This window comes from Clostridium sp., assembly GCF_050717515.1.
Lineage (GTDB): Bacteria > Bacillota > Clostridia > Clostridiales > Clostridiaceae > Clostridium_AD.
This window is the reverse complement of record NZ_JBOITL010000032.1, coordinates 24,955-36,892: the sequence shown is the minus strand read 5'-3', so window position 1 is coordinate 36,892 and position 11,938 is coordinate 24,955. Positions and strand designations below refer to the sequence as shown.

10 protein-coding genes and 1 pseudogene are annotated in these 11,938 nt (G+C 28.6%); 3 read left to right on the top strand and 8 right to left on the bottom strand.

Going from position 1 to position 11,938, the window contains the following annotated elements:
- Positions 1-15: 15 nt before the first annotated feature.
- The 5 genes from dhaM to ACREV6_RS16215 all read right to left on the bottom strand — a co-directional run bounded on the left by dhaM (position 16) and on the right by ACREV6_RS16215 (position 4,223).
- Positions 16-405, bottom strand: a complete 390-nt coding sequence (gene dhaM / locus ACREV6_RS16235) for a dihydroxyacetone kinase phosphoryl donor subunit DhaM (protein ID WP_431579086.1) — start codon at positions 403-405, stop codon at positions 16-18.
- Between the two features lie 3 nt (positions 406-408).
- Entirely contained in the window at positions 409-1,059 is a 651-nt protein-coding gene (gene dhaL, locus ACREV6_RS16230; protein WP_431579085.1) for a dihydroxyacetone kinase subunit DhaL, read from the bottom strand.
- Between the two features lie 62 nt (positions 1,060-1,121).
- Positions 1,122-2,120, bottom strand: coding sequence for a dihydroxyacetone kinase subunit DhaK (gene dhaK, locus ACREV6_RS16225; RefSeq protein ID WP_431579084.1), 999 nt, complete (start codon positions 2,118-2,120; stop codon positions 1,122-1,124).
- A 91-nt stretch (positions 2,121-2,211) separates the two neighbouring features.
- The gene (locus ACREV6_RS16220) at positions 2,212-3,183 is read right to left on the bottom strand and encodes an aromatic acid exporter family protein (RefSeq protein WP_431579083.1); all 972 of its coding nucleotides are present in this window, start codon (positions 3,181-3,183) and stop codon (positions 2,212-2,214) included.
- A gap of 212 nt (positions 3,184-3,395) precedes the next feature.
- Positions 3,396-4,223, bottom strand: a complete 828-nt coding sequence (locus ACREV6_RS16215) for a metallophosphoesterase (protein ID WP_431579082.1) — start codon at positions 4,221-4,223, stop codon at positions 3,396-3,398.
- Positions 4,224-4,828: 605 nt separating this feature from the next.
- Here ACREV6_RS16215 and ACREV6_RS16210 point away from each other — a divergent pair.
- Genes ACREV6_RS16210 through ACREV6_RS16200 form a run of 3 tightly spaced genes read left to right on the top strand, consistent with a single transcriptional unit; the run spans position 4,829 to position 7,861 of the window.
- A complete protein-coding gene (locus ACREV6_RS16210; RefSeq protein ID WP_431579081.1) occupies positions 4,829-5,968 on the top strand; it encodes an ABC transporter permease in 1,140 nt (379 codons plus the stop codon).
- Between the two features lies 1 nt (position 5,969).
- Positions 5,970-7,160 carry an ABC transporter permease gene (locus ACREV6_RS16205; RefSeq protein ID WP_431579080.1) on the top strand — a complete coding sequence of 397 codons (1,191 nt, stop codon included), beginning with the start codon at positions 5,970-5,972 and terminating at the stop codon, positions 7,158-7,160.
- Between the two features lie 2 nt (positions 7,161-7,162).
- Entirely contained in the window at positions 7,163-7,861 is a 699-nt protein-coding gene (locus ACREV6_RS16200; RefSeq protein ID WP_431579079.1) for an ABC transporter ATP-binding protein, read from the top strand.
- An 85-nt stretch (positions 7,862-7,946) separates the two neighbouring features.
- Here the strand turns inward: ACREV6_RS16200 and ACREV6_RS16195 are convergent.
- The 3 genes and pseudogenes from ACREV6_RS16195 to ACREV6_RS16185 all read right to left on the bottom strand — a co-directional run.
- Positions 7,947-8,480, bottom strand: a pseudogene (locus tag ACREV6_RS16195) (aromatic acid exporter family protein); the annotation flags it as partial.
- Positions 8,481-8,514: 34 nt separating this feature from the next.
- The gene (locus ACREV6_RS16190; protein WP_431579078.1) at positions 8,515-9,342 is read right to left on the bottom strand and encodes a metallophosphoesterase; all 828 of its coding nucleotides are present in this window, start codon (positions 9,340-9,342) and stop codon (positions 8,515-8,517) included.
- 132 nt (positions 9,343-9,474) lie between these two features.
- Entirely contained in the window at positions 9,475-11,796 is a 2,322-nt protein-coding gene (locus tag ACREV6_RS16185; protein WP_431579077.1) for a glycoside hydrolase, read from the bottom strand.
- Between the last annotated feature and the right edge of the window lie 142 nt (positions 11,797-11,938).

Sequence of the window (11,938 nt, the reverse complement as noted above, 5' to 3'; positions counted from 1 at the left end):
TTAATAATATGATTTTTACGGCATTTTATGAAGACATAACCCCTTAACCGCTCCTTGAATCTCTACTAAATTTTTACCAATGCTACTTTCCACTGCCACTACAATTGCTCCTTCAACTAAAGCCGCATCAATAATAACAACATTTTTCTGCATTTCTTCTGAAAGAGTTTCAATAGCCATCTGTGCATTCATATATGCACTACCAAGATCAAATAATATTGCTACACCGTCTTCTGAATATACTTTGTTTATGGCCAAAATAATTTTTTCTATATCCGTTCCTAGCCCATTATCTTTACTCCCGCCAGCTGCTACAATAGGGGCATTATCAGCCATTTGAAGTGCTAACTCTTTTACGCCTTCTGCAACTTTACTACTATGAGAAATTATTACAATTCCTACCATATATTACACCATTCCTTCCTTTATGTCCTTTACTTCTTCATAAATAGTATTTAATATTAAATAGCTTGAAGTTGCTCCTGCATCTTGATGACCAATACTTCTTTCTCCAAGATAACTAGCTCTTCCCTTAGTAGCAATTATAGTTTTTGTATATTCCACTCCCTTTATTGCTGCATCTTTTGAAGCTTTTAAAATATCTATTGGCATTAATCCAGCTTTTAAAGCTTCTTTCATAGCATCAATAGCTGGTGCTATAGCATCTATCATTGTTTTTTCTCCTCTAACCGCTTTTCCTCGCATCAAAACTCCGCCTAAGGCTGCCTCTAATATTTTAATAAAATCTTCAATATCTATATTTTCTTTTCCCTTAACTTCTAAAGCCGCTTTCATAAAGGCTGTTCCATATAGTGGTCCTGATGCACCTCCTACGTTTGAAACTAATGCCATTCCGGTGTTCTTAAGAATTTCTCCAATGTCGGATCCATTATCGTCTCTTAATTTTTCTTTAACAGCATTAAACCCCTTATTCATGTTAATTCCATGATCTCCATCACCTATAGCTGCATCTAGCTCACATAAATAACTCTTATTTTCTTCAATTACATTTGCGATTTTATTTAATATTGAAATTACTTGTAATCCTGAAATGCTCATTTTTATTACCTCCCTTATATACTAAAATGTTTTGATTTTAAATTATCAGAGGCATTATTATGCTATAACACTTTTAACGCTGGTGTATCTGCTGGTGCATCTAATAGAACCTTTAATTCATCATCAAGTTTTAATAATGTAACAGAAAATCCTGCCATTTCAAGAGAGGTCATAAATTCTCCAACAAATGTTTTATAAATCTTTACTCCCTTTTCTTCTAACATCTTATGAACTTTTCTATTAACAATATAAAGCTCCATTAATGGTGTAGATGCAAGTCCATTAATCATAACTGCAACTTGCGCCCCTGGCTCCATTGGCATATCATTTAATATTTTCAAAACCATGTGCTCTACTATTTCATCAACGGGTTTAAGAGTTTCTTTATGCGTACCTGGTTCCCCATGTATACCTATGCCAATTTCAACTTCATCTTGGGCTAAACTAAAATTAGGTTTACCTGCTGCAGGAACTATGCAAGGTGTTATTGCCATTCCCATACTTCCTACATTTGCTATTACCTTTTCAGCTACTGCCTTAACTTCCTCAAGGCTTGCTCCCGTTTCTGCTTTTGCCCCAGCTATTTTATGAACAAATACAGTTCCTGCTATGCCGCGTCTTCCAGCTGTAAAAAGACTATTTTCAACTGCTACATCATCATTAACAACAACGCTTGCAATTTTTATTCCATCCATCTCAGCCATTTCACTGGCCATTTCAAAATTCATTATATCTCCTGTATAATTTTTAACTACTAGAAGAACTCCAAGTCCACCATGGACTGCTTTTACAGCTTCATATATTTGATCTGGAGTTGGAGATGTAAATACTGCACCACACACTGCTGCATCTAACATTCCCATTCCTACATATCCGCCATGTGCTGGTTCATGTCCACTTCCGCCCCCACTAACTAATGCAACTTTTCCTGATATAGGAGAATTTTTTCTAACAAGTACATCTGCATTTTCAAGTTTCCTAACATAATCTGGATGTGCCATTACTATACCTTCCAGCATCTCCTCAACAACAAATTCTGGGTTATTAATTAGTTTTTTCATTTATAATCGCCTCCATTTAATAAATAAAACTTAGTATACCTTCTATGTTCTACATAATAATGATCATTCCTCCAAATGCATTCAATATTTTTTATGTGGATAACCCACCAATAGATTCTTTGAATTCTTTCTTAATAATTAAAAAATCCTCTAAATCATTTAAAAATTGAAATAACAGTGCCCTATTTTCAAATTCGTTCCTATTCTTTGGTAGTTCCATCATTTTATAATCACTCCTAAGTAGCGCTAGTTTACTTATAAGTTCAATACAATCATTATCTTCATGAATATTAATTGCAACATTATCAGTAAACTCTGATAATATTCTAGTTTGTTCATAGGTCATATAGAACCTTGAAAAATGTCTTTTCATTCTTTTTATTGCATCTAATTGTGTCATTCTCATATCTATATAGCTTACATAATAATTATTGCTCTTAAATAAATTATTATTATTTATTATTTGTGTCATAAGTTTAGTATTCATAATTAGTTCTTCTATACTCAAAATCACTTCTTGTTCATAAATTGGTACAGCTTGAGTAACTAAACTCCTTGCCATATCTGATAATATTAATCTATATTGATCTTCTATCTCCTCTTTGTTCTTTTCAAAATTCTCCTCCAGTGGCGCTGTAAATAGATTAAATATCATGGCAACTCCAATACCTATTATAGTTAAGCCTACTTCATTTATAATCCAAGAAATATTAATATTTATACTTATTAAAAGATGCGTTGATAATACTGCTCCAATAACCATGCCCTCATTTATTTTTAAAATATTTGTTATCGGTATAAATATAAACAAAAATAACCCAAACACTATAGGATTATTCCCAAGTAATATATATAGCATAAAAGATAAAGCAATAGCCACCGCAGATGAGATTATTCTCCTACCCCCAACTAATAGTGCTTCTTTCTTTGTATCTTGAATACTTAATATTGCAATTATACCGGAAGTTACACCAAATTCTAATCCCAAATAATTTGATATTATAATTGCTATTGTGGCAGACAAAGTTATTTTAACTGTTTTTGATTGTATATATTTTATCATTTCTCAATTTTTCTCCTACTACCATTAATATGGTATATTTTTTTTGCACTTCAATTATTCATTGGTGCATAACGTCTCTAATCCTACTTTAAGAAAATTATTTATAGATTTTTCATTACTTTGCAACATAGTAATACATACTTAAATTACTGTCAACCTACATGTCTAACTTTCACCGTTTATTGTAAAAATAGTTATGCATATATAAAATATTATATTTTTAAATTAAAAAGCGAAATTTGTGGAATATTAAACAATCTAAATGGTACTTTTGTATTTCCTAGTCCACTATTAACATATATTTTTGTGCCTCTAATGTTATCTAGTTTATAGAAGCCCTTTGTATATTTTTCTGATAGTACATTTTTCTTTAATGGACCGTAAAGTGGAATATATATTTGTCCACCATGGCTATGTCCACTAAGCACTAAATCAACTGGATAATTACTATATCTATCTACTAAATCTGGCTCATGCAACAATAATAAATTTATAGACTTATTGCTAATTCTATTCATTGTCTTATCTACATTCTTCCTTCCCATTAACCCATCATCTGCTCCAAAAATTTTTATGTTTTTATCCTTAAACAAAATGCTTGTCCCCTCATTTTTCAAAACCTTAAATCCACTTTTATTCATTATACCCTCATAGTATCTAACAGCCCCTCCACCATAATCGTGATTGCCGTATATAGCATATTTGCCCACTTTACATTTTATTCCTTTAAGTGTATCTGCTATATTGTAAAGCTCATCATAGGTTGAAGCATTATCAATTAAATCACCTGTAAATACAACTATATCAGCATTTAAGCCATTAATTTTTTGAACCACCTTCTCTAGCTGGTCTAAGTTATAAAATTCTCCAAGATGTATATCTGTAATTTGTACTACCTTTAGCTTTTCCTTTCCCTTTTTATTGATTGTAACATTATGCCTTTTTACAATTAATAGATTTCTTTCTATAAAGGTTGTATATATTCCTAGCAAACTTATAAATAATATTGTCCAAATAATAATTTTTTTTCTCATTCTCATTTTTCATCATATCCTTTAGCTTTAGTTTTAATCTATTCTACCATTACTTTTTAAAAGAAAAAGCTTTAGCTTATATATAATTTATAAACTAAAGCTTATTATTCATCAGCTCCACAACATAAGGCTTTAATTACATCCTAATTTTGTAAGACTCGATACCAAGCGATTTGCTAAATATTACCTTGGTAGGATTACCACCTGCTAGAATATACGCCCTGTCTGGCTAGAACCCATGAACGCAACAAAATCATATAATAAGGTGCCACTTGCCACGTGGGTGGCACTAAGAGGATATATTTTTATAGACAATTTATAGAAAATATTAAAAATTTATTACAAATTGTAAGATTACTTGATATTTAGAAAATTATGTTATAACATTAGCATGCTTATGATTTAATAACAAGTAATTGAACTTGTAAATTTAAAGGGTAGAATTTGCGGCGGCCTTGATTTCAAAACCTAAATTATTTATTTTATATGAACCTACAAATGTTTTTGATCCAACAGGTTATTTTTTGATTGGTGGTGGTTTAGATAATAATGAGACTTATGAGGCCAATACTACATTTCTAATACTATAAATTTAATATTGGAGTGAATAAATGTTTAAATTAATTTCAAGTAGAATAAAATCAAATTTTTTACATTATTTTTTAGTATTTATAGCATATGTTACTGTTTTGCTAGTCATCTCATTTGGAGTTTATTTTGTTAATCTTAGCAAAAATATGACTTTGGATTGGACAAATGGTGAAATCGATCACCAAAAGTTAATTTCTGTAAATATTAACAATTCAAATAGTATAGATTATGATAAATTAGTAAATGTACTAAAAAAGTATTCAAAAACAATTGCTATAAGAATAAATGGATTAACAGAAACAATACCAAGTAATGGTGCTGAATGGCAAGTTCAACTTCAACCGGTATTATTCACACAGAATCCAGAATGGATTCCAAAGATTAATAAAGGAAGATATCTAAAACCAGATGAAAGTTGCTCAAAATCTAAAATTGCGGTTATTGGTGCAGGAGTAGTCGCTAATAAACTAACTAATAAACTAGATAATACTATAGTAATAGGCGGAGAAAAATTTAACGTTATAGGTGTTGTAGGTAAACTAACAGAGAATTATACTAATTATTTAGGAAGTGTATTTATTCCATTAGAATCACTGCCTGACAAAAACAAAAAAGAGATAAAAACAATTGAAATATATTTATTAAAAAATAATGGAAATCCTAAAAATGAAATGAAAGCATTATTAGTTGATTTAAACAAACTATCAAATGTAAGTGTAAGAGAAGTTGATATGAATGGTCAATTATCCGATTTTTATAACAAACTATCTATAACTATATTTGCAGGATGTTTAATTATACTAATATCAGTAGGTAATATAAGTATTCTAATATTTTATTTAATGTTAAAAACTAAAAAATGCATTTTAATAAGTATTGCACTTGGTGCAACAAAAAAAATAATTTGGAAACAGATTTTTATCGAACTTATTTTAATATCAGTATGTTCTATAATTTCCGCATCAATATTGACTAATTTGTTAACTCCATTTATTAAGCAGAACTTTACAATGATCCTGAATATAAAAGAGTTACAGTTTAGTAGTTTTAATATTATAATACCCTCTTTGGCAACTATAGTGATGAGTTTTTTAATATCAATAATGAGTGTAAGAAAATTCTTCAGGTTAAATCTTATAACAGAATTAAAAGGAGAGTAGTATGTGGAGATTACGAATAATACTTAAATCTATATCAAAACAAGGTGTAAAATTTAAATTAGTTTTTTTTCAACTTATCATAATTTTTATATCTTTAAATTTTGCGTTTACCTTAATAAATAAAAATTTAGACTTAAAATACAGTATTGATAAATTAGTTGATAAAAATAAGTCAGTAATGATTGGACTTTCAGTACCTTCAATTGATAAGGATCCTATAAATTCAATTGACCGAATTTATGAAAAAATATCTCAAAATAAAGTGGTTAATAAAATAGGTAGCTTTCATATGAATAAAATTAAAATTAAAAAAGAAGAATTTAATGCGATTTATTTAAATAGAGGTGCCTTTGATCTCTATAATATTAATGTTTGTAAAGGCACTATTGATCTTTTTAATTATAAAAAATCTAAAGATGAAATCCCAATTGTTATTAGCAATGATTTATCAAAAAAATGGAGTTTAGGTAGTATACTTACTATGGAAATGCTTCAAAATAGTAAACTAATAAATTTAAAATTTAAAGTTGTAGGAATAACAAATAGTAGTGCTGTTTTTTGGAATTCTAGAAATGGTGGTCAACCATCCATTAATACTTTAAAAAATTCTCTTATTATACCATTTGATAAGCAGTACTTTTATGATAATGGAATTAATTTTACAATGAAAACTGGGCATACAATTGTATCAGTAAAGAAGAGTCAAGACTTAAAACAATTTACTACTGATTTTTCTAAATTAAATAATAATTCAAACTTTAAATATATTGAAGTTAATGATTTGATAACTCAGATATATGAAGATAGTAAGCCTTGGATTATATTATCGCTAACATTTGCGGTTTTATTATCCGTTTTATCATTGGTAGGATTTGTGGGTATAATGACTAATTATATTACTTTTAGAAAGAGAGAATATGGAATCAGATTTGCTTTAGGATCAACAAGTAAGGAATTATCCAGGTTGGTATGTGGAGAATTTCTAATTGCATTGATTATAACTAATCTAATCTCAATTTTTCCCATAATTATTACAAGCTATATTTTTGGTATGGATTTAACGATATCTTTAATTATTAAATCTATTTTCCCTTCTTTTAGTATTTCGCTTGCTATATTAGCTATGACATTTTTTATATACAAATCTTATATATTGAAGAAAAATATCGTTGATTTGATTAGGGGGAATTAATTTTGAGTTATATAAAATTAACAGAAGTCGTAAAAAAATATGGAAATGGAGTGGAAACTCTTTATGCGTTAAATAAGGTTAATTTAAGTATAGAAAAAGGGGACATGCTAGCCATTTTAGGAACATCAGGCTCTGGAAAATCTACATTATTAAATTTGATTGGATGTCTAGACAACAGTACTAGTGGAAAATTTGAATTTGATGGTAAAGATATTACAAATTATAATGATAAAGAATTAGCTATAATAAGAAACACTAAAATGGGATTTATATTTCAAAATTTTTCTTTGATTACAGAATATAATGTTATTGAAAATGTTGAAGTACTCCTTATATATAGAAATCTACTTTTAGGTAAAAGTAAACAATTAAGCAAAACTGAGATAAAAAAATTGGCAATAGAGTCTTTAAAAAAAGTTGGTATGGATGAGTCTATAAACAAAAAAATTACTCAATTGTCCGGTGGACAACAGCAAAGAGTGGCAATAGCAAGAGCTTTGGTTAATAAACCAGATATAATTTTAGCAGATGAACCAACCGGTGCATTAGATAAAACTAATAGTTTAAACATTATCAACATATTAAAAAGTATTAATGATACAAGTAATACCACAGTAATATTGGTTACTCATAACGAACAACTTGCAAGCTTTTGCAAAAAAACTATTATAATAGAAGATGGTATTATTGTAAAACAGTAATTGTTACTATAAATATAGCCGCAGTAACTTATAAAGTTATTGTGCTATATTTATACGACAATTTCTGGGTTATTAATTAGTTTTTTTATCTGTATAAATTATCAATAGATTCTTTGAATTCTTTTTTAATAATTAAAAAATCCTCTAAATCATTTAAAAATTGAAATAGCAACGCCCTATTTTCAAATTCATTCCTATTTTTCGGTAGTTCCATCATTTTATAATTACTCCTAAGTAAGTCGAGTTTACTCATAAGTTCGATACAATCATTATCTTCATGAATATTAATTGCAACATTTTCAGTAAACTCTGATAATATTCTAGTTTGTTCATAGGTCATATAGAACCTTGAAAAATGTCTTTTCATTCTTTTTTTATTGCATCTAATTGTGTCATTCTCATATCTATATAGCTCTTCTTTCTTCTCTTTATTTTTTTTAAAACTATCCTCCAGTGGTGCTGTAAATAAATTAAATACCATTGCAACTCCAATGCCTATTATAGTTAACCCTACTTCATTTATAATCCAAGAAACATTAATATTTGTACTTATTAAAAGATGTGTTGATAATACTGCTCCAATAACCATTCCCTCATTTATTTTTAAGATATTTGTTACTAGAAATAGTTATGCATTTACACACAATTAAATATTATATTTTTAAATTAAAAAGCGAAATTTGTGGAATATTAAACAATCTAAATGGTACTTTTGTATTTCCGAGTCCACTATTAACATATATTTTTGTACCTCTAGGGTTATCTAGTTTATAAAATCCCTTTGTATATTTTTCTGATAGTACATTTTTCTTTAATGGACCGTAAAGTGGAATGTATATTTGTCCACCATGACTATGTCCACTAAGCACTAAATCAACTGGATAATTACTATATCCCTCTATTAAATCTGGCTCATGTAGCAATAATAAATTTATAGACTTATTGTTAATTCCATTCATTGTTTTATCTACATTATGATTTCCCATTAACCCATCATCTGCTCCAAAAATTCTTACATGCTTATCCTTAAACAAAATGCTTGTCCCCTCATTTTTCAAAACCTTAAATCCACCTTTATTCATTATATCATCATAGTATCTAACAGCACCTCCACCATAGTCATGATTGCCGTATATAGCATATTTACCTATCCTACATTTTATTTTTTTAAGTGTGCCTGCTACATTGTAAATTTCGTCATAGGTTGAAGCATTATCAATTAAATCACCTGTAAATACCACTATATCAGCATTTAAACCATTAATTTTTTGGACCACCTTCTCTAGCTGATCTAAATTGTAAAATTGTCCAAGATGTATATCTGTAATTTGCACTACCTTTAATTCTTCCTTTCCATTTTTATTGATTGTCACATTATGCCTTTTTACGATTAATAAATTTCTTTCTATAAATGTTGTATATATCCCTAGTAAACTTATACATAATATTGTCCAAATAATAATTTTTTTTCTCATTCTCATTTTTTATCATATCCTTTAACTTTAGTTTTAAATTATTCTAATATCCAAATAAATGTCCCATGTTACATGCCTTTACCTTTTAAATGAAAAAGCTCTAGCTTATATATAATTTATAAGCTAGACCTTAGTCCTTTATGGGGTATATTTAATTTTACTTTTTCCATCAATTATAATAAGAGATTTTGCAGCAATTTTTTCTCCATAAGCATTAACTTCTTTATTAGAAAAATTAGCTATTACCTTTAAATCTTTTCCGTATTTAGTCATTTGAACGGATCTATCCTTTGATAGAATTTCAAAATCTGTCATTTCCATAGTAATTGCCTTTTTACTAAAATCAGACCAAGTCTTCGTATGTTTTACAATAACCTCTTTATTCTTATTCCACTCATTTTTATCAATATGATAAAGTGGTGGCACATTATATAAAATCTCATATAACATTCTATTTTTCACTTCATCTTTTATTTTTAATGTACCAAAACCCCACCAATGAGAAGTTATGACTGAATCATTATAAACTAATTTGTATAATGGAATTGTATAAGCAGTATCTATAAATAGCTTCTTATATTTATCCTTTATGGGTACCTGCTTTGAAAATAACTCTGCTACTCCTCCATTACTTGAATAATATCTTCCTACATAATATTCACTATCCTTATTTTTACTCATATCCTTATCCATCCAAGAAAAGGCTGGAGTTTCTATGCCATGAGCAAAGGCTATGGATTTACTTGCAAAATCATTTCCGCCTTCACTTCCAACCACCATATTAAACTGTTTTTGAAGGTATTCCATTCTTTCTATTCTTGCCTTTATATCTTCTACCTCTGTTGTAGGATGCGCTTTAGAATAATCATCCACCACTTCTCCTGTTGCATCTGTATCTAAAAACCATGAATTATACTTTAAACCAGTCTTTAAAATAGATGACACCCTATCTTTTACACTTTGCATAGCAAGAGTTGGGTTTAATTTCCTTCCCGTTCCATTAAATCCTTCTATCTTCTTACCCTCTTTATTGGTTACAGTAGCATTTTCATAAAGAGATGTATCAGAAAATTTTGCTGTGGACCACTTTTCTTCTCCTGGCTTATGAATTGAATGATAAGAATCATAAGTACCTATTAAATATCCCAGTTTATTTGCCTCACTAACTAATTTTGGATTTAAAAAGCCTTCCTGCCAGTCATCTAATCCTAGCCACATTTTATCAATACCTGACTTTTTCATATCGTAAAGTACATTAACAGAATTAGCCTCTGCCCATTTTTCAATAGGATCTGCTACATCCCCTAAAGATAATTTTAATAAACTTTTATTTAAATCTATTAATTCTAATGGATTTAACTTATTTATGTCCTTTCCTATCAATGCTTTACTCTTTTTATCTAAATTCACAAATAGCTTAGGATTGTAAAACTCCTTTAATTGTACTAGTGAATTAAAACTTTTTATAATTCTATCTTTTGTATATTTATCAATATACTCTAAAGAATCTATATCATTAAAAGCAGTAGCTAGCTCTCCACCATCTTCAACCTTTGTTTTTAGTAACTTCTGCATCCAAAGTTTTAAATCTTGTGGGATTTTTCCTTTTAGCTTATTCCATTTAATATTTTCCTGGGATATTGCTGACCTATCCCAAAAATAAACATGTGGTGCTCCATAAAGCTTTTCAATATTTTTATTATCCTTAGCCTTATCCTCTAAAGACTTAAAGTTCCCCTGTGGAGCAATAACGTTTTTATAAGTTTTAGCTATATCTACCGGATTATTCTTAGTTAGATAAATTCTAAACCCGTAATCCCTATTTTTATTTATTAAAGGATATTCATGATTAAAAGTAAATTTAATATTTTCTTTAGTATCAAATTTAACTTCATTATTATAAGGATTGTTAATTATATATAATAGCGAATAATTCTTTTTGCTTGCTGCAAAAAACTGCATAGAAAAAGACTCAAAAGTTTTCATTTCATTATCATTTAAATATTCTTTCCAAACTTTATCATCCTTTGGAATATACTTGCCCTCATTTAATGGAAGCATATATGCTTCTCCCGTTACTTTGGGCCATAAAAATTTATTTTCCACATCTTTAATACTGGATTTTATGGATACGTCTAAATACTTATCTTTCTTTTGAATTTGCACATCAATATTTTTCTTTTTATAACTCCAAGATATTTGATCTCCATTGTTCTTTAAATTTGATACTTCCATTTTTTCTAAGGGTTCTGATACTGTTTCTGTGGTTCCATTAGATTCTACTGTTACCTTAAATGTTTCAGGTTGGACTTTAAATTTAAAATCTAAATTTTCAACCATAGTATTACTTTTACTACTACTTAAAACTACTTTGTTATTACTTAAAACAGCTTTATTACAACCTGAAAATAATGTTGTTACTGTTATCGCTACTAAAAATAATGATATTCTTTTTTTCAACTAAATCACCTCATAAAGAAAATACTATAGAAATGTTACACCAATGTTACAAAACCTATATTTAAATCACCATCTGCGATGCTGCAATATTAACGACTTCAGAAGGAGATTTAGACTCACACTGAAATTTCATTTTGCTATG

Excerpts from the sequence above, each read along its gene's own strand:
- dhaK (WP_431579084.1), bottom strand. The coding sequence starts at position 2,120 with ATGAAAAAACTAATTAATAACCCAGAATTTGTTGTTGAGGAGATGCTG.
- ACREV6_RS16205 (WP_431579080.1), top strand. The coding sequence starts at position 5,970 with ATGTGGAGATTACGAATAATACTTAAATCTATATCAAAACAAGGTGTA.
- ACREV6_RS16220 (WP_431579083.1), bottom strand. The coding sequence starts at position 3,183 with ATGATAAAATATATACAATCAAAAACAGTTAAAATAACTTTGTCTGCC.
- ACREV6_RS16190 (WP_431579078.1), bottom strand. The coding sequence starts at position 9,342 with ATGAGAATGAGAAAAAAAATTATTATTTGGACAATATTATGTATAAGT.
- dhaM (WP_431579086.1), bottom strand. The coding sequence starts at position 405 with ATGGTAGGAATTGTAATAATTTCTCATAGTAGTAAAGTTGCAGAAGGC.
- ACREV6_RS16210 (WP_431579081.1), top strand. The coding sequence starts at position 4,829 with ATGTTTAAATTAATTTCAAGTAGAATAAAATCAAATTTTTTACATTAT.
- dhaL (WP_431579085.1), bottom strand. The coding sequence starts at position 1,059 with ATGAGCATTTCAGGATTACAAGTAATTTCAATATTAAATAAAATCGCA.
- ACREV6_RS16215 (WP_431579082.1), bottom strand. The coding sequence starts at position 4,223 with ATGAGAATGAGAAAAAAAATTATTATTTGGACAATATTATTTATAAGT.